Origin of the sequence: Sporosarcina sp. (genome assembly GCF_029257255.1) — a bacterium.
Classification (GTDB): domain Bacteria; phylum Bacillota; class Bacilli; order Bacillales_A; family Planococcaceae; genus Sporosarcina.
The window spans coordinates 1-17,159 of record NZ_JARICI010000034.1 but is presented as its reverse complement, the minus strand read 5'-3'; the positions used below and the strand labels follow the sequence as shown (position 1 = coordinate 17,159).

The 17,159-nt window shown below is 41.3% G+C and carries 20 protein-coding genes and 1 pseudogene; 15 read left to right on the top strand and 6 right to left on the bottom strand.

Features of this window, described 5'->3' with window-relative positions; all coding sequences use genetic code 11:
• The 3 genes from Q1J64_RS07425 to Q1J64_RS07415 form a co-directional block, all read left to right on the top strand.
• Nucleotides 1–691 (top strand): DMT family transporter (locus Q1J64_RS07425; protein ID WP_301108438.1); only part of this gene is annotated, 691 nt, incomplete at its 5' end.
• Nucleotides 692–889: 198 nt separating this feature from the next.
• The gene (locus Q1J64_RS07420) at nt 890–1,102 is read left to right on the top strand and encodes a universal stress protein (RefSeq protein ID WP_483315981.1); all 213 of its coding nucleotides are present in this window, start codon (nt 890–892) and stop codon (nt 1,100–1,102) included.
• 355 nt (nt 1,103–1,457) lie between these two features.
• Entirely contained in the window at nt 1,458–3,569 is a 2,112-nt protein-coding gene (locus Q1J64_RS07415; protein ID WP_483315982.1) for a transglycosylase domain-containing protein, read from the top strand.
• Between the two features lie 116 nt (nt 3,570–3,685).
• Here Q1J64_RS07415 and Q1J64_RS07410 read toward each other — a convergent pair whose 3' ends face one another.
• Nucleotides 3,686–3,943: a glycosyl transferase gene (locus tag Q1J64_RS07410; RefSeq protein WP_301108436.1), complete on the bottom strand. Its 258-nt coding sequence runs from the start codon at nt 3,941–3,943 to the stop codon at nt 3,686–3,688.
• Between the two features lie 555 nt (nt 3,944–4,498).
• Between Q1J64_RS07410 and Q1J64_RS07405 the strand changes: the two genes are divergently transcribed.
• The gene (locus Q1J64_RS07405) at nt 4,499–5,593 is read left to right on the top strand and encodes a flavin monoamine oxidase family protein (RefSeq protein WP_301108435.1); all 1,095 of its coding nucleotides are present in this window, start codon (nt 4,499–4,501) and stop codon (nt 5,591–5,593) included.
• A 218-nt stretch (nt 5,594–5,811) separates the two neighbouring features.
• Here the strand turns inward: Q1J64_RS07405 and Q1J64_RS07400 are convergent, their stop codons facing one another.
• On the bottom strand, nt 5,812–6,285 hold the full coding sequence (locus Q1J64_RS07400) for an S-ribosylhomocysteine lyase (protein WP_029055074.1): 474 nt from the start codon (nt 6,283–6,285) through the stop codon (nt 5,812–5,814).
• 237 nt (nt 6,286–6,522) lie between these two features.
• Between Q1J64_RS07400 and Q1J64_RS07395 the strand changes: the two genes are divergently transcribed.
• The 4 genes from Q1J64_RS07395 (at nt 6,523) to Q1J64_RS07380 (ending at nt 10,643) form a co-directional block, all read left to right on the top strand.
• Complete coding sequence (locus Q1J64_RS07395; RefSeq protein ID WP_301108434.1) at nt 6,523–7,863, top strand: Na+/H+ antiporter NhaC family protein; 1,341 nt, start codon at nt 6,523–6,525, stop codon at nt 7,861–7,863.
• A 179-nt stretch (nt 7,864–8,042) separates the two neighbouring features.
• The gene (locus Q1J64_RS07390; protein ID WP_301108433.1) at nt 8,043–9,428 is read left to right on the top strand and encodes an S-layer homology domain-containing protein; all 1,386 of its coding nucleotides are present in this window, start codon (nt 8,043–8,045) and stop codon (nt 9,426–9,428) included.
• A complete protein-coding gene (locus tag Q1J64_RS07385; RefSeq protein ID WP_301108432.1) occupies nt 9,429–9,707 on the top strand; it encodes a hypothetical protein in 279 nt (92 codons plus the stop codon). It abuts the gene before it with no gap.
• 243 nt (nt 9,708–9,950) lie between these two features.
• Nucleotides 9,951–10,643 carry a YybI family spore inner coat protein gene (locus tag Q1J64_RS07380; RefSeq protein WP_301108431.1) on the top strand — a complete coding sequence of 231 codons (693 nt, stop codon included), beginning with the start codon at nt 9,951–9,953 and terminating at the stop codon, nt 10,641–10,643.
• 182 nt (nt 10,644–10,825) lie between these two features.
• Here Q1J64_RS07380 and Q1J64_RS07375 read toward each other — a convergent pair whose 3' ends face one another.
• Nucleotides 10,826–11,074 (bottom strand): hexameric tyrosine-coordinated heme protein, encoded by a 249-nt coding sequence (locus tag Q1J64_RS07375; protein ID WP_301108430.1) that lies wholly within the window; start codon nt 11,072–11,074, stop codon nt 10,826–10,828.
• A 199-nt stretch (nt 11,075–11,273) separates the two neighbouring features.
• Here Q1J64_RS07375 and Q1J64_RS07370 point away from each other — a divergent pair, with 199 nt between their 5' ends.
• The 6 genes and pseudogenes from Q1J64_RS07370 to Q1J64_RS07345 form a co-directional block, all read left to right on the top strand.
• Complete coding sequence (locus Q1J64_RS07370) at nt 11,274–11,849, top strand: hypothetical protein (protein ID WP_301108429.1); 576 nt, start codon at nt 11,274–11,276, stop codon at nt 11,847–11,849.
• A gap of 183 nt (nt 11,850–12,032) precedes the next feature.
• Complete coding sequence (locus tag Q1J64_RS07365) at nt 12,033–12,191, top strand: hypothetical protein (RefSeq protein WP_301108428.1); 159 nt, start codon at nt 12,033–12,035, stop codon at nt 12,189–12,191.
• A gap of 212 nt (nt 12,192–12,403) precedes the next feature.
• Nucleotides 12,404–12,715, top strand: a complete 312-nt coding sequence (locus Q1J64_RS07360; RefSeq protein ID WP_301108427.1) for a hypothetical protein — start codon at nt 12,404–12,406, stop codon at nt 12,713–12,715.
• A 296-nt stretch (nt 12,716–13,011) separates the two neighbouring features.
• Complete coding sequence (locus Q1J64_RS07355) at nt 13,012–13,560, top strand: hypothetical protein (protein ID WP_301108426.1); 549 nt, start codon at nt 13,012–13,014, stop codon at nt 13,558–13,560.
• Nucleotides 13,561–13,832: 272 nt separating this feature from the next.
• A complete protein-coding gene (locus Q1J64_RS07350; protein WP_301108425.1) occupies nt 13,833–14,498 on the top strand; it encodes a hypothetical protein in 666 nt (221 codons plus the stop codon).
• 126 nt (nt 14,499–14,624) lie between these two features.
• Nucleotides 14,625–14,813, top strand: a pseudogene (locus Q1J64_RS07345) (group II intron reverse transcriptase/maturase); the annotation flags it as partial.
• Here the strand turns inward: Q1J64_RS07345 and Q1J64_RS07340 are convergent.
• Together Q1J64_RS07340 and Q1J64_RS07335 are read right to left on the bottom strand one after the other, a co-directional pair.
• The gene (locus Q1J64_RS07340) at nt 14,764–15,537 is read right to left on the bottom strand and encodes an SDR family NAD(P)-dependent oxidoreductase (protein ID WP_301108424.1); all 774 of its coding nucleotides are present in this window, start codon (nt 15,535–15,537) and stop codon (nt 14,764–14,766) included. The pseudogene Q1J64_RS07345 and the gene Q1J64_RS07340 overlap by 50 nt on opposite strands.
• Before the next feature lie 161 nt (nt 15,538–15,698).
• Nucleotides 15,699–16,292, bottom strand: a complete 594-nt coding sequence (locus tag Q1J64_RS07335) for a 2OG-Fe(II) oxygenase (protein ID WP_301108440.1) — start codon at nt 16,290–16,292, stop codon at nt 15,699–15,701.
• 416 nt (nt 16,293–16,708) lie between these two features.
• Between Q1J64_RS07335 and Q1J64_RS07330 the strand changes: the two genes are divergently transcribed.
• The gene (locus tag Q1J64_RS07330; RefSeq protein ID WP_301108423.1) at nt 16,709–16,972 is read left to right on the top strand and encodes a hypothetical protein; all 264 of its coding nucleotides are present in this window, start codon (nt 16,709–16,711) and stop codon (nt 16,970–16,972) included.
• Between the two features lie 91 nt (nt 16,973–17,063).
• On the opposite strand, the gene Q1J64_RS07325 is transcribed toward Q1J64_RS07330, so the two are convergent.
• The coding region (locus Q1J64_RS07325; RefSeq protein WP_301108439.1) for an IS3 family transposase at nt 17,064–17,159 on the bottom strand (96 nt) is incomplete at its 5' end.

The window sequence follows — 17,159 nt, the reverse complement described above, 5'->3', positions numbered from 1 at the left end:
CTATGCTTTTGTTGAATTGTCCGTAGCTTTAGCGATGCTGTTATTTTATACCTTTCCAGCAATTGTTACTATACTTTGTGCAATTACCGGTGTGGAACGGTTAAATTCACCTAAAATGATTGCGTTGATCCTTTCCTTGATTGGTGGTGCTTTAGCTGTTTTTGGACAGTTACTTGGACAAAGCGTACAAATAAGTACACTTGGAATTATCCTTGCCCTTGGCGCAGCGCTGGGCATGTCGGTGTTTTATATGATTGGCAGGAGCGGTTATCAAAGTTTACATCCCACTTATGCTACAACATTCTTCTTAGCTGTGGGGACTATTGTATTTGCCATTTGCGGAGTGGCCTTTGGAGAAGGTGCTACATTGATTGCGCCATTTGTTGATTCGTCTGCATACGTGTGGTTTATTCTCGTATTTGCTGGATTAGCCGGAGCTGCCATCCCAACGATGTTAATGATAACGAGTATTCGGATGATTGGGGCTTCACGGGCTTCAACCATGCAAATATTTGAACCAGTTGTTGCTGCGGTTCTAGCCGCTATCTTTCTTGGACAGCAAATCTATTCCATTCAAATCATTGGTGGTATTTTGATTATTGTTGCTGCATATATCCTTCAGCGTAAAACTGAAGAATTGAGCGTAGAGCCAGTATCCGTTCCCGCAATGGGTGTTCAGAAGGTTGAATAAATTTCGTTTTCAATGCCGTTATGATTATCACTTTGCCACAGATAGAGGGCAAGAGTCTGACAGTCCAGTTTCGTTATTAACAACACAAAACATGGATTATATAAAAAACAAACAAAATAAGGTGCCAGACACTCACACAACTCAGAAACAACTCAGATTTGTATCAGGACCAGGTACGCAACACTAACGCAGCCGGCAATGGAGCTGGCAAGGCAGGCTCAGATTAGTACAGAACTTGTTGTTTTTGAAGGGGATCCGGCACAAAGGGTTGTGCAGTACACGGATTCAAATCCACTGGATCACTTGGTTATTGGAAGCCGCGGACTGAATGCCGTGCAGGAAATGATGCTCGGAAGCGTCAGCCATAAAGTGATCAAGGAAGCAAAATGTCCGGTTACGGTTATTAAATAAGCACAAATCCTCTGCATGAAGCGGGGGATTTTTCATTTGAATCGGGGATGCCCTAGCCATGGGTTCGAGTGCCTGTGCACGAAACAATCGTGATTGTTTAAACATACACGATTGTTTCAACAATCATGAATAAGTGAACTTTCACGTTTGTTTTTCACACAGGCACCGCTTCACTGTTTTTCACACAGGCACTGCTTCAGGCACTGCTTTGAAACCGCGCTAGAACACTTCACCTGCAACTTTCATACAGATGCATCGTCAACTACATGCTATAATTTTCCTGCTATTAGTTAGTAGGTTACTTCTTTTCAATATGCTAAACTTTGAAAGGTCGAAAGGTAATGATGAAGGTGGAATTTGTATGAGAAGAACGGAATATAAGCGGCAACAGAAAAAGGATAATGACGGTAAGAAAAATAGAAAAATAAAGAAACCAATTCGCATCGTATTCTTCGGAATGCTCATTGCGGCTATTTCAGGTTTGGTTATAGTAAATGTATTCATTTCATTGAGTGATGTGAGTAAATTAGAAGAGCCTGTACCGAGACCTACGTTTGTTTACGATCAAAACGGAAAAGTAGTAAGTGAAATTTCCAATTCGAAAATGGAGGGGGTCTCCTTTGACCGTATTCCAAGGGAGTTAATTGAGGCTGTCATCTCAGTTGAGGATCAGCAATTTTACAAGCATTCCGGGGTGAACTATTTCAGGATGGGGCGCGCGTTGATCCATAACCTCTTTATAGGTGAGATTACTGCAGGCGGAAGCACCATTACCCAACAGCTGACAAAGAATGTGTTTTTAACGCAAGAGCGTACATATTCCCGTAAGTTTAAAGAGTTACTCATTGCGAAGAAAATCGAGAGAACGTATTCAAAAGAGGAAATTTTGGAGCACTATCTTAACCAAATTTATTTTGGCGATGGTGCATGGGGTGTTCAACGCGCTGCGCAGATCTATTTTGGTAAAGATATAAGCGAGTTATCGCTTAGCGAAAGTGCGACAATAGCAGGATTAATTAAAGCACCGTCCCATTTATCTCCTGCCAAAAATATGAAAAAGTCGGTGGAACGGCGTAACGTTGTTTTATCATTAATGAAAAGTGAAAATTATATTAGTCAGACAGAGTTTGATGAAGCAGTCGGCGAAGAAGTTGTATTAGCTGATTCCACAATGCCGAATTATAAAGGGAAATATCCTTATTATATTGACCGTGTTATCGATGAAGCGATCAACACCTATCATCTTACAAAAAATGAAGTGTTATATGGCGGATTACATATTTACACAGAAATTAATCCTGTTATCCAAGATGCTTTGGAAGAAGTGTATAAAGATGAGCGGTATTTTCCTGAGAGTAAGCCCGATCAACTTATTCAAAGTGCTTCTGTTTTTCTGAATCCTCAAACAGGTGGGATATCGGCACTGGTTGGGGGCAGAGGGGAATATACACATGGCCGATTTAATAATGCGACCGAACTCGTCAGGCAACCGGGTTCGGCATTAAAACCGCTTGCCGTCTACACTCCGGCGCTGGAGAAAGGTTATCGTATGTCGGATTTGCTTCTCGATGAACCAATAAACATTGACGGCTATTCACCGAAAAATTTTGATCAGAAAAATAGAGGGCACGTGACAATGTACGATGCACTTGTGCACTCGTATAATATCCCTCCCGTCTCGCTTTTGCATCAGATCGGAATAAAAAATGGGGTGCGCGCTGTTGAACGGTTCGGAATTTCATTGGAAGAAAACGATCACACGCTTGGTCTGGCTTTAGGAGGATTGGATAAAGGGACTTCCCCTTTGCGAATGGCTCAGGCTTTTTCTGCGTTTGCCAATGACGGGGTGATGAGGGATGCACATGCGATTACAGAAATAAAAAATTCAGAAGGAAAAGTCCTGGGGAAGTGGCGTGAACAGTCTGTGACAGTCACAGAGCCGGAAGTTGCCCAGCAAATGACCTATATGCTGAAAGGCGCTGTCGAAGAAGGAACGGCTGAGAAAACTCAAATTTCTGGTCTGGAAGTGGCGGGCAAAACAGGCACCACCCAACTGCCGTTTTCAGGAGTGGACGGCTCAAAGGATCATTGGTTCGTCGGCTATACTCCAGACATCGTCGGTGCGGTTTGGCTCGGGTATGATCAAACAGATTCAGAACATTATTTGACATCAACCAGCAGTTTTACGGCACCACCCATTTTTGCGCAGGTTCTTTCAAGAACTATGAGTGAATTGCCGACTAAGAAATTCGATTTGGCATTAATCGGGGAAAATATAGAAGAGCTGGAGAAACAGAAAGAAAAGTTGAATAAAAAAGAACGTATAAAAGAAAAAAAGAAAAGAAAACAGGAGAAAAAAGAAGAGAAAGAACGGAAAAATAAAGAAAAGAAAGAGAAGATGGAGAAAGAGATCAGGCATGAAATAGAAAACTGGAAACGGAAATGGAAGGAATTTAAAGAGAACTAGTAGGTGCCTGTGCAAGAAACTATTGTGTTTGTTTACACATTCATGATAACTAAAAAAACGTGAATAAGTGAATGTTTATAATTTTTTCTTTCCAGGCACCACAAAATTAAAACCTTTTAATCGTCAATAGTTTCAACATTAATTAAAAACGCTTTTTTAGAACGTAGAATCTCGTATCTGAAAAAGTATATTGTGTTTTTTTCAAAAGTAAAATCATAATCAGAAGGAACTTCTATTTCTGTAATTCCTCCTCCTTCATTTTCTATTGTTATAGAATCCTTATTAATTTCATTCACAGTTGCAAACTCTGCAACAAGAGGATTGCTGCAACCAGACAAGAAAACCATAAGTACAACGAATAATAACTTTCTCAACCTATAACCTCCCCAAACCTAAACTGCATTTCTTAACGAGCATTTGTTTTATGTTCCAAGTAATAATAAGGAATCTCCATTCTTTATTTCCAACCATTATAACATGTTTTAGTTAAGCTACCAGTTTCTGATACAATTCTGAAATTTTCCTGAGTAGTATCAGAAACTGGTACCTAAAACAATAAACTAACCGTCTACCACTCCGATGGTGAATTCTGGGATTCGGGCAAGTGCAGACCCTAAAGGGCTGCTGCAGAATGTAAAGGTGGTGGTGATGTTGAACCCGTACTTTACGCCGATGAAAATGTTAGTATTACGAAGGGTATCAGTAAAGTTGTTCTGCTCCAATTTCTTTCGTTACTCCTCTAAATATGATTAAATAATGACATAACGATTGTTTTCATCTCCCCTTTCACTGATGGGGGTTGATAGGGAGTTCTGTAATTGGTACTCTCCTATACCGTGAAAACTTTGGTTTCTTTCTGTTTCGCTTTATCTGTTTCATATATAATAGGTCAAGCATCGACCATAAGAGAGCACTAAGGAGATGAAATAATGAAAGAACCCATTATCATTGTTGGTGCTGGGGTAAGTGGTTTACGGGCCGCGTCCTTACTGAAGTCTAAAGGAATTGCGCATATTGTGCTAGAAGCCCGGGATCGAATAGGTGGACGAGTGCTCAGTGAGGAAGTTCAGGGCAAACCTGAGTTGGGACGGTTTGACTTAGGTCCGACTTGGTTTTGGCCGCAGCATGAGCCGGCCATTACCCAGTTAGTAGAGGAATTGCAATTAGAGACGATAGAACAGCATACGACGGGCGCGTTTGTTTACGAATCATCTCCTCATGAACCACCCGAACGTCATCAGTTGCCAGTGGGAGCAGTTGAACAATCCATGCGGTTACACGGCGGGATTCGTTCGCTTGTAAAGGCACTGGCTGCAACATTAGTACCGGGAACTGTGCGGTTGTCCACACGAGTAATAGGCATTCATCAGGAAGACAATGGATTAGTGACTGTATCTGCTGTATTGCCTGACGGAAGCCATCAGAATATACATGGACGGGCAGTAATTCTTGCGATGCCGCCCCGTCTCATTGCACATCACATCATTTTTTCACCAGCGCTTCCAACAGAGTTGCGCATGTCACTGGAAAACCAGCCGACGTGGATGGCAGGACAGGCAAAAGTGATCGCAATCTATGATCATCCGTTTTGGCGTAAAGATGGACTATCGGGTCAGGGAATGAGTAGAATCAGTCTGTTGCAGGAAATTCACGATGCGACGAACGAAAAAGGCGTGGGTGCACTCTTTGGATTCTTTGGTATGCCAGCAGGGAGGCGGAACGAGTTAAGTAAAGACAAAATTCTCGAATTGGCAGTGAATCAATTGACTCGAATGTACGGTCCGGCTGCAGAGAAGCCAGTTGCTATGCTCTACAAAGACTGGGCAATAGATTCCGCGACGGCTGTGGCGGATGACGCTAAGCCGTTGACCGCATTTCCGGCGTATGGCCTTCCGCTAAGCGCTGATGCATGGGGGAAGACCCTGCAGTTTGCCGGAACAGAAACGTCGGTATACCAAGGTGGTCATTTAGAAGGGGCACTGCGCTCAGCGGAACGCGTGGTATCCAATGTGGCAAGCCTGTAAGTATACATCTATAATTACCAACAAACGAAAATAGACGAGCTTTCATATTTGTATCCCATACCGGTATGTTTTTGAGTTTCTGTGTTGGATGAAAGAGTTTCGTCGACAGGTAGTTCAGTTTCTCCATAGGAATTATAAAACAGGAGCTGTCGCAGAAATCAGTTTGAGCTGATTTCTGCGGTGGCTCCTGTTTGTGTTTTCCAATCTTATGCTAAGGTTTAAACAGTTTCAGCAGTTAGCGAACGAAATGGGTCGTCACTTAATCCTGCTTCTACTACTAATTTAGCATATTCTTGTGCAGCGAATAGTGAATGATCTCGGTAATTTCCGCATTCGAGTGCAGAAACAGCGGGAATATGTTCAGTTTCAATTACTTTTTTAAGTACCGTGGTAAGTGCCGCAGCAACATCTTTTGGTTCGTGTTCATTCCAAATAATCATATAAAATCCTGTTCGGCAGCCCATGGGAGAAATATCGACGATTCCTTCTAGTTCATCGCGCAAGTATGTTGCCAGTAAATGTTCTAGTGTGTGTATCGCTGAAGTCGGGATTGAATCGTGATTAGGTTGTAAAAAACGTAGATCGTATTTCTGTAATACACTCCCTTTTTCATGTTGTTCTGTGCCAGCCAATCTTACATAGGGAGCCTTTACTTTCGTATGATCAAGTAAAAAACTTTCGACTAATGCCATTGTTATCATCCTTTCCGTAGTTGATATATAAACTATCACAACTTCACTAGTGTTGTAAATCAATATTTACTAATATTTAGAAAAGTGAATTATTGTATTGACAGTCTCTAGTGGCTGAGATATTATATTAATAATTCCGATATGACTTATAGGTATTGTTAAATTAAAAGTTATTTAGGAATTTTTTTAGGAGAATAAAAGAATTATCATACAAAATGAGTTGAGGGGGGATTTGAAATGACCGTAAAAGAAGTGAAGAAAGGAAATGCATTTGCACTTTTACCATTAATTATTTTTGTAGCGCTCTTTATTGGCGCTGGTGTATTGACGAAAGACTTTTCGAATATGCCGCTGAACGTAGCGGTGATTATTGCTTCTGCTGTTGCTTTATTAATGAATCGAAAAGAAAAATTTGAGGATAAAGTGACTATATTCACGAAAGGTGCGGGCCATCCAAATATTATGTTAATGGCGGTTATTTTCATACTGGCAGGTGCATTTGCGACGGTTGCAAAAGGCATGGGTGCTGTAGATTCCACTGTTAACTTAGGGTTGTCTCTGCTGCCTGCAAATCTATTGATGGTAGGACTGTTTGCGATTGGCTGCTTCATTTCAATATCAATGGGAACTTCAATGGGGACAGTAGTAGCTTTGGCGCCAATTGGAATTGGTATCGCGAGCCAAACGGATATCCCGGTGGCACTGGCGATGGCAACGGTGATCGGCGGGGCAATGTTTGGAGATAATTTATCGATGATTTCAGACACAACAATCGCAGCAGTCAGGACCCAACATACCAAAATGAAGGATAAATTCAAAGTGAACTTTTTCATAGTACTGCCGGGTGCCATTTTAACAGCGATTATTCTGGGTGTTATTACGCGGGGAAACAAAGCTATAATCGGGGCGGATTTTCAATATGAACTGATAAAGATTCTTCCGTATATTGCCGTATTGGCTGCAGCATTGGCGGGCGTGCATGTACTGATTGTTTTAATTGGCGGTACGATTTTTGCCGGCGGCGTCGGATTGGCTGACGGGTCCTACAGTTTTGGAAGCTTCTTACAAACGATTGGTGAAGGGTTAATGAGTATGGAAGATTTAGCGATTATTGCACTCTTGATCGGTGGTCTGGTGGAGATTATTCGGCATAATGGCGGGATTGATTATCTTCTATATACGGTAAACAGTAAAATAAAATCGAAAAAAGGTGCAGAATTTGGGATTGCAGGATTGGTCAGTGCGGCAGCAATCGCTACTGCCAATAATACAATTTCAATTGTTGTTACAGGCCCTTTGGCGAAAAGTATTGCGGATGAGTATGAAATTGATCCAAGAAAGTCAGCTAGTCTGCTCGATACATTCGCTGGCAGTTGGCAAGGAATTCTGCCTTATGGCGGGCAAATGCTTGCAGCGGCGGGACTTGCAGCGATTTCACCGGTAAGTATTATCCCCTACTCGTTTTATCCGATTTTGATGGGCGGTTGTGCAATTGTTGCGATTCTTATCGGATATCCGAAACTAGGCAGAAAGAGAAATGAAGTGAAACAGGTCGTTACAGTGCCTGTGAAGGAATAAAATTAAGAAGTCATTAGAAAACAACAACTTCATAAATAGTAGAGAAGGTAACCACTCTGTCAGCCGAGGGTGGTTACTTTTTTATGGACATGAGTTTTCCCTCATATTTTGAAACTTTTTTAGTGATTTTCCGTCTATACGCCGCTTAGAAATTGAGTTGTTTAGAGAGGATGAAAGAAATGAAGAAGTTATTTGCTGTAGTGGGGGCATTCTTACTGGCGTGCAGTATCCCATTGTCAGGGGCTGCTGCCGGTAAGCAAGGGTTTTCTGATGTGCCACCGTCGAAGCATTTTGCGGATGCGGTGAATGATTTGGCCGCGCGTAACATCATAGGAGGTTATCCGGACGGCACGTTCAAGCCGGGGAATTCAATTACGCGAGGACAAGCCGCGGCGATTATTGCGAAGATGAGAGGTCTGGATACATCGACTGTAAAAGGCCAGAAATTTAAAGATGTACCAGCATCACATGGTTTTTATAAAGCGATTGTAAAAATGGCGGAGGAAGGAATTATCGGCGGTTATCCGGACGGCAGTTTCAAACCGAATGAGCCGATTAAGCGTAAAAACATGGCTGCCATTCTTGTGAAAGCATTTGATTTGCCCCGTGATACGAATGTAAAAAACCCATTCAAAGGAGAAGTCGGCATTACGAATGACGTACTTGTTATTTACAAGCTCGGCATTACTTCAGGTACATCGCCTACAACATTCAGCCCTAATGCATCGATTACGAGAGGGCAGGCCGCAAAAATGCTTGCGGCGACGGAGCAGGTAACGATGAAGAATGCTGTGACAGTGAAAGCGGGTGATTTAGGATGGGATACAATGGAATCATTTGTCGCTGATGAAGTGAATCCGGGTGTATTCCGGGCAGTAAAAGTTAAAGGGAATAAAGACGGCATGCAAGATCAAGTTCAACTATTTCCGATTAAAGAAGGAAAAGGTGGCATTGTCATTGGGGGAAGAGCGGGACATAAATTTACGTATCAAAAATATTATGTTCATGTAAAAAAAGAGGGCAGCGAACTGCGTTTGACGTTAGAAAAGACGGATGAAACACTCCCGGCACTGGTATCGCTCAATACGAAGTATAAACCCGTACAAAATATAGCTCTTGCCAAGACGGACGGAGAGAATATCTCTGACAACGTAACGATTGAAAAAAATGAATATAATTTTACATATATTAAGATTGAAAAGCCGGGCGATTATATCGCGACAGTCCGCTTTTTGAATGGAGACGAAGTGCGCTATAGGGTGACAGCTTTTGAAATGGATGACAGCTTTTTATATGGTACATCTGCGGTAGAAATAGGACCGCCTGTTGACCCGCTTGATCCGGTAAACCCTGAAAAGCCGTTACCAGGGCAGCTGACGACTTATCTGCCCGAGGAACTGCAAGGTGACGACTACAGAATTGCTCATGTAATGCTTACCATGATGAGGCAGAAAGTGACGCACTATCCAGCCGATTATCTGATCACCGATCCCATCAAAGACGGTCCGTACGGCGATCGGCGTGAAGTCGAATTTTACGGCAGCCATTTCGGTAAATACAACTAAATGGCGAAGCAGAACATCCTCTACTTAAAATGGTTTACCAAAGAGGATACGGTCGTTGGCGAGATGCTGAACCGCTGGCTTAAAGGCGATTTCTCACAGGTGATTGATGACTATCGAACGTTACGCAGGTTGACGGACGATGATTACGGCAACTGCGCAGATGTATGTATGGACGACTCCATCAAAGCCCGTACTAAACGGGCGGAAGAATATTTCCTGAAAACAGTTTCCGGAGCAGAAGCTGTAAAACGTTACCATGCAGAATGGGGAACAGAATAAATACTGTCAGTCTGCTTGGAGTTTAATTAGTGGTGTGTAAGGAATCATTAGTGGTTCCTGTGTGAGAAATTAATGTGTTTGTTTGAACAATCATGAATAATTGAACATTCATGATTGTTTCTCACACAGGAACGTTTTAGTGTGGAACTGGAACTTATTCATTCCTAGACCCTATCGACATATCATACAATGAACAACAACTACATTTGAACAGGAGAGATTGAGGTTAACGGGAAACGTACATTGTTGGATAGGAATATGGGTGATGTAAACGGGGATGGAATCTTGGACACCGTTTATTTGTATGGTCAATTCGATGGGCCGCCAGGTATCTATGCTGATAATATTACGCTGGTGATTCATGATGGACGGTCAAATAAAAGTACAACCGTTCATCTGAAAAATAACGCGGGCTATCATGCGCGCTTGTTTCTTGGCGATTTTAACAAAGATGGTGTCCCTGACATTATGATAAGTATGGATACGGGCGGCAGCGGGGGATATCGTATTTTTTATATCTATTCTTTTAGGAATAACAGGTTACGAGAATTGTTCAACAGTGATCACTACGATGAAAAATATGAATTCGAAGCACATTATGAGGATTTCTATAAAGTGCGTGTGGAAAGTTCTCAGCTTAACGTTTTATTCATCCTAGACATTAGCAACAGAGGCTTTGATTATTTATCCCAGTTTTATAACGGTGATGGGAAATTGAAAAATCCAGTTCAAGGCGGAGTTCTTGGTATAGGAGGATTATTTCCAATTAACACCACAAACAGAAACAATTATTTTGATTTATTAGCCTTGCAACGTATTATCGGACCAACCAATTCAGATACATTAGGATATGTTGAAAATCTATTGTCGTGGCAAGACATCGAATTTATTTCCAATCGACTGACTGTATCTGTATTTGGTGTGGATAGTAAGTGAAGAAGAGCGTATTTTAAGAAAAAATACAAATCGATTTTTTTAATTAAAGGTGTGGAACAATGCACGAACTGTGAACTGGCCTACGGGAAAAGCTATGGAGATTTGATCAATGAATTTTTAGCAAAACGAAAACAGAACTAGCCGATTACATATATTCATGTAATGGGCTAGTTCTGTTGAATTCACTGATAATAAGGTGCCCATGTCCGCCAGTAATTATTTGCCGCTGCGATCGTTTGAAAATGAATGGAAATGACTTGAGAGGCAGCTATTAAACTATTCGCGTCTCTCGAGTAGACGGGACGCAGTACTTCCCTGACTTCTTTTGAAGGTTGCGTAACTAAAACCCCTTTTTGAGCGAGCTCAACTGCTAATGCATACCCTTCTTCTGGAGTTTGTGTCAGAAGGGTTTGCAATGGCTGATTTGGCATGCTGTTCACTTCCTTTTCAACTTACTCTCTCTATACATATGCAATTTTATTGGGAATGTGCCTAGGGTATGCGGGTAACATGCAGGTGGATCTTTGTTCATCATTTAAAGTTATATCCAATCAACAAACCGTCCTACACTCCGATATTAAGCATAACAGCAAAAAACATTCGACTTTTCACGATATGGGAGAGATAGACATGCACATACAAGCTGATAAAAGTACCATCAACTATGATAAATTAGCTGCCACAACAAAAGCGTATGGGAAAGCGCAGAATCCTGTCGAAAGTAAAATTCGCCAGAAGGATACACTGGAGCTGTCGAGCGCCAATAAAATGATGAAAGGGATGCTTAGCGCAGATAAAGGAACTGCGTCTCATACTACGCTGTATGTAGACAATTCTACGTTTCAAAAGATTGCAACGTATACGACGAATCATCCGGATACACGATGGTCCGAGATAGGTGTTGATGAGAATAAACGTTGGATTGTTGTGAATGGACAACGTTTTGAATCGCCAAAAAGTGAAGCAGAAAAGGCGATGCAGAAAAGAGCGCAGATGACACTTGGAGATCATCTTCAGGAACATGAAGAGAATAAAAAGGATATGTCACCAAAAGAAAAAGTGACACTGAATTTCCTTACTGACAACGCTGAGGCTCAGGCAAGTACAGACCCTAAAATAAAAGGGCTGATGCAGAATGAAAAGGTGATGGAGATGCTGAAAAACATTTCGAAGTCATCAAAAGGGCAACTGTCAGTTTCTTTTTAAGAGACAGTCAAGTGCTGCAATTTGATTCAAATTTAGATGCTGGCTATGCGTGTCCACCAGGAACATTTTTAAAATAATCAGTTGAGCTTCTACTTCCGAAGTAACGCAAATAGGATTTTATAAGGTATACTATAAATCTCAATCAAAATCGTCTTTCAAGACATGAAAAAGCAGGTGAGTGCAGTGGGGAAATATCAGTTGGATTCCAAAGGCCAGGCGGCTGTGGCGAAGTATCATGAGAAAAATAAGCCTGCCCAATTTGATAAGAAGCAGCAGGTGGAGAAGATCCGGGCGGCGTATTTAGAGAAAAAACAGAAACAGGCAGAACAGACAGATAAATAATTTGAATGAGGGCATAGTGAGGGGAACATCTCGCTATGTTTTTTTTGTGCTCGGTGCCTGTGCAGGAAATGTAATCGGTGCCTGTGCAGGAAACAATCGTGTTTGTTTGAACAATCACGACTATTTAAACAAACGTGAATAAGTGAACTTTCATGTTTGTTTCTCACACAGGCACTTCTTTGGACACTTCTTTGAAAAGGGGATGAACAATATTGAAAAAGAAAATACTGCCTCCCAAGCGAAAAAGGATGAAAAGGCAGCAGCGTTTGCAGGATGCCAAGAAGAATTTTCTGCCGGGAAGTACAGCTGAAAATAAAGCAAGGGCATACAGTAATTGGTATGGAGTGGACTTGCACTGTGCCATTAAAGAGTTAGAGTTGATTGGTTATCCCGTCTCAGAAAAGTATAAGGAGCAGGTGGCTGTCTCTATGAAAGACATAGAAGCACAGCGGCTTAAAAAGATGAAAGAAGCAGAACAGCAACGTGAGCTTGAAGCATACATTGATTCGATTTTCTATTGGTAGTGTAATCGGTGCCTGTGCAGGAAACAATCGTGTTTGTTTAAACAATCACGACTATTTAAACAAACGTGAATAAGTGAACAATCATGTTTGTTTCTCACACAGGCACCACCACAATGCAACGCTAGTAGGCACCACCACAATAATTCCAGTTTGATAGAAAGACGCAGCGGGTATCTTACTAATACAGAGAGGAATATAGCATCTGGTAAAGAACTTTTTCTTCCCAGTCTAGTTCTAGAGTCGCAATCTGCTTCATAATCTTTTGAGTAGACAACCATCATGAAAGGGTGATTCCAATGAAAAAAATGTTATTTGCAATTATGATCTTACTTCTCGGCTTTTCCTATACTGAGCCGGCCGCAACAGCTTCAGCGTCAGTGAACAGTGGCTTATCTCCAGACGACGGGTTAATCCTGACCTATTCACCTTCATTCAGCGAGCCTTCCAAAGAAACGTTTCATGTGAAAAAGGAAGACACGTTTACGTATCTTTACAATAAAAAGAGTCAACACTTTCCGGAATTATCTAATGTAGTCTATATCGAAGACGAATTCGGACTGTCGGCAAGTTTAGGTTATTCAGATTTTGTTTTTGTCAGTGCACCTAATTCTCTAAAACAAGGTACCACTTTCATACAAAGCGATCACTATGATGACTATAAAGTCCTCGTTGAAAATACGGCAAAAACTATAAAAGTAAAAGCCGGTACTTTTAACAATACAGTGATTCTGAAATACCCAGACAGTTCTCGAGTATACCTTGCTAAAGGGGTCGGCATTATTAAAACGACAAATGCTGCTGGGAAAGTGACAACTGAACTCGCTGCTGTAAAAGCAGCGAAGTGATTGTACATGGACAGCAAGTACTTTTGCTCATACTTGAATAGTACTTCCATAGGAAATCCTTTCAGTCATACATTAGGCTGCAAGGATTTTTCTTTGATATCCTGGCTGTGTGCCAGGTCCTTACACAATTAAAGATTTCATAAATTAACAATTGTTGTTATGATAAGTTTATACGCAACTTTAGGTTTTCATAATTCCCCAGAAAGTTGTGTAAGAACTGGATTGATTGGGAAGGCTATAGTGCAGAAAAACTCAACAAGGTGGGAATCACATTGAATCTATTACATGTTAGAAAAGGCCAATTTGTTTATTATAATAACAAGCTGCATAAAGTGTATTCTGTAAAAGCTTTTTTTAAACAGTCTATTCATTTGATACGGCTTGAGGATTTCGAACAGCAACTGGCAACGGCTAAAGAAATTACTCTTTATAAACCAAAGCATATGGACAGTTTTATTGTCAATCACAAACGTTACACATTGCACAAAGACGTCAAGGCTAAGGTCGGCGATTATATTTTAATTATTAATCCTCAGCCGGATTCCTTGGATCATCACCATCTTCATGCGATGGAAATGGTATCTTCTATAGAAGCGAATGGTGTCATCAGCAATAAATCGAACGGGATTAAGCATAATGAATATTGGGTTATGATGCCGGGGCTTGAAGAAGGCGCGACGATTATTGATATGGAACATCCAGATGCAAATTATCTTACACAGCAGGAGGAAGAAAAGCCGGAAATCACTATGCCTGAAACGTATAATCCTAAAATAGGCGACGTGTATCAAAGTAACAATAGTGAACCGGTTATTCAGGCGATGGTTGTGGCTATCCAGGGGGAGACTGCTTTTTTAGGCGGAGATCTTGAAGTGAAAATAGATGAGCTGACTGATCCTAATTCTTGGAGCTTTGTTCACAGCGTGCTGAATCGGTAATCTAACATGTTGAGGAACTAGTAAAAGGTACCTGTATAAGACAGGTACCTTTTTTGATGGTGCGCCCATCATGGATGAAGTCTCTAGGGTGCAAGTCCCGAACTGTGAAGGCAGAACTAGGAGAGGCCGAGAACCAAAGTAAGAAAGCTGATCGGATTAGGTGTTCCAGGCAACACACGTAAAAGCTATTGGCGAGTCTCCTAAAGCCCCATACTACACAGAACCCTCGGAAACTCTTACTGGAGTTTTCGAGGGTTTAAAAGTATTATTGTTGCATTTTACCTGCAGTATAACCGCCATCTACTGCAAGTGTGACACCGCTGATTGATCTTGCAAGGTCTGAGCATAAGAAAACTACAGCGTTTGCTTGCTCTTCAGCAGTGGACATTCTTCCGGCCGGCAGCGATGAGAGGACTCCCTGGTATTGTTCAGGCGATGTTTTTGCCCAATGTTCAATTGCAGGTGTAATGGTGGCACCAGGTGCAATAGAATTAATGGTAATCCCTTTTTGACCATATTCCAGTGCGACAGATTTAGTTAAACCGGCAATTGCATGTTTTGATGCAGTATAAGGAGCCATGTTCGGTGAACCTTCAATACCGGCGCCTGAAGCCGTGTTGACAATTGCGCCGCCACCAGTTTTCAGCATCGCATTTACTTCGTGCTTGATGCAGTAAAATGTGCCATACAAATTTACTTTCATGGTAATATCCCAATCCTTGGTTTCCATTTCCCCGATGGGAACCAGCCCCTTGTTAATGCCGGCATTGTTATGAGCAAAGTCCAGCTTGCCGAATGTTTCAACCGTTTTATTCACAAGTTCGATTACTTGCTCTTCATTACTTACGTCACATTTGAAGAATGCTGCTTCGCCGCCTTGATCTTTGATCATTTGTACGGTTTCTTGTCCTGCTTCATCACTGACGTCAGATATCATAACTTTTGCGCCTGCTTTTGCTAATGCAATTGCAGTGGCTCTACCAATACCTGAACCCGAACCTGTGACTAATCCTGCTTTTCCTTCCATCATTCCTACCATGAAAAAACACTCCTTTTTTAAGTAACATACGTATTGTGCTTACTTCATTGAGACAATATACGCTTTAATGTAGGCCTAATCAAACATTTAGTAGTGCCTGTGTGGAAAACATTCATGATTGTTTGAACAATCGTGAATAAGTGAACTTTCATGATTGTTTCTCACACAGGAACGTTCTGAACTCTTTGTTTTCTCATCCATTGTGTTGCGACCCACTTTTCCCCTTCTACAACGGGTGCGCCACCATGTAAAGTTAAATCATTCAGCGTTTGGTCGCTGTAGAAATACTCGAAGTAGACCGCCATGCCTTTTCGGGGCGTGATAGATAGTTTCAGGTGGGGGAAAAAGGTTTCTCCACCTTGTTCCACATCATTTAAGTACATCACAAGCGTGCTGATTCGATTGTTTGCTACGTTACTTTCCGCTGAAAAGAAGTCATGATGTGCTCTGTACTGCTGCCCAGGAGTATACCGTAAGATCTGAAGTCCTTCTCCGTGTTCGACAGGGATATCCATAATTTCAGAAATTCGCTTTTTGATTCTCGTGATCATCAGGTTTTCACTTTCTTCTATAAACATACCGCTGCTTGTCCTCAGCTCATTTTCTTCACGTGTAGTTCCGATTTTTGAACGAGTAATTTTGTCTGCAGCTAATCGGATCAGTTCATCGCATTCTTCATCACTTAACACATTGCCTAATACGACGATCAATGGCTCTTCGATTCTGGCGATTATATCAATCTCTCTATCCGTCATAATTTTTTTGCCGTCATGATGAAATATTGTTTGCTCTATATTCTCCGTTATCAACTCTGAACACCTCTTAAACTGTTTGATTTTCAAAACAAAAACGTTTTTGGGTAATGGGTTTACAGCTCAATAACGGGATTCTTCTTTTGAGTTTCACACTTCCTTTTGGAATTAAATTCAATTTATTTTAGCATGCTGGATTAGCTAACGTAAAATTTGATTGTCTCAAGAAAGGCAAAAAATATTCTCAAGTTGCCTTAATTTGCTATACAATCGAGTATATAAATTAATTGAATTATGTTAATATACTTCATCTTTGATTTCATGAGCAAATACATATAAAATGAACTACTGTACTTGTATTCTTTGCAGAAAGAAGTACGAACGGACATAAAGAATAAATGTTTTAGTGGAGGGTCTTTATGAATTATAGAGTTATGAACAAACAAGTATTCGAACAAGCTCAGCTACGTTCGGTTTCAGATGTACCGTTTACAGAAGAAGAACTTCAAAACGGTATGATGTTGGCAGTATCTAAGGGAGACGCTGAACTGGCGCTTTATCTGGTAGAGGTGGACGGTCAGAAGAAATTCGAAGTGCGCTGGGATGATTCGCAGGAGTTTTTCACCGGCTGGTATTCCGCGTGGGAAAACTTTACTTGGTGCCTGAATATCACAGGCAACTGATTTTCGGTCACCTGTGTGTAAAACTATAATCCTTATACCATAAATAAAAAACTCTGCTGGTGTAGTGACCCCTAAAAGTTAGAGTTTTATATTACGCAGCTAGTTGGCTGGTGTGTAGACGGTATTGTACCGGACTCATGCCAGCCAATTTCTGTTTGATACGTTTGTTGTTGTAATAATGAATATA

What these genes read in the sequence shown, in the direction of transcription:
- Q1J64_RS07420 (WP_483315981.1), top strand. Translation starts at nt 890, where the DNA reads ATGGAGCTGGCAAGGCAGGCTCAGATTAGTACAGAACTTGTTGTTTTT.
- Q1J64_RS07405 (WP_301108435.1), top strand. Translation starts at nt 4,499, where the DNA reads ATGAAAGAACCCATTATCATTGTTGGTGCTGGGGTAAGTGGTTTACGG.
- Q1J64_RS07400 (WP_029055074.1), bottom strand. Translation starts at nt 6,285, where the DNA reads ATGGCATTAGTCGAAAGTTTTTTACTTGATCATACGAAAGTAAAGGCT.
- Q1J64_RS07395 (WP_301108434.1), top strand. Translation starts at nt 6,523, where the DNA reads ATGACCGTAAAAGAAGTGAAGAAAGGAAATGCATTTGCACTTTTACCA.
- Q1J64_RS07390 (WP_301108433.1), top strand. Translation starts at nt 8,043, where the DNA reads ATGAAGAAGTTATTTGCTGTAGTGGGGGCATTCTTACTGGCGTGCAGT.
- Q1J64_RS07385 (WP_301108432.1), top strand. Translation starts at nt 9,429, where the DNA reads ATGGCGAAGCAGAACATCCTCTACTTAAAATGGTTTACCAAAGAGGAT.
- Q1J64_RS07375 (WP_301108430.1), bottom strand. Translation starts at nt 11,074, where the DNA reads ATGCCAAATCAGCCATTGCAAACCCTTCTGACACAAACTCCAGAAGAA.
- Q1J64_RS07370 (WP_301108429.1), top strand. Translation starts at nt 11,274, where the DNA reads ATGCACATACAAGCTGATAAAAGTACCATCAACTATGATAAATTAGCT.
- Q1J64_RS07355 (WP_301108426.1), top strand. Translation starts at nt 13,012, where the DNA reads ATGAAAAAAATGTTATTTGCAATTATGATCTTACTTCTCGGCTTTTCC.
- Q1J64_RS07340 (WP_301108424.1), bottom strand. Translation starts at nt 15,537, where the DNA reads ATGGTAGGAATGATGGAAGGAAAAGCAGGATTAGTCACAGGTTCGGGT.
- Q1J64_RS07335 (WP_301108440.1), bottom strand. Translation starts at nt 16,292, where the DNA reads ATGACGGATAGAGAGATTGATATAATCGCCAGAATCGAAGAGCCATTG.
- Q1J64_RS07330 (WP_301108423.1), top strand. Translation starts at nt 16,709, where the DNA reads ATGAATTATAGAGTTATGAACAAACAAGTATTCGAACAAGCTCAGCTA.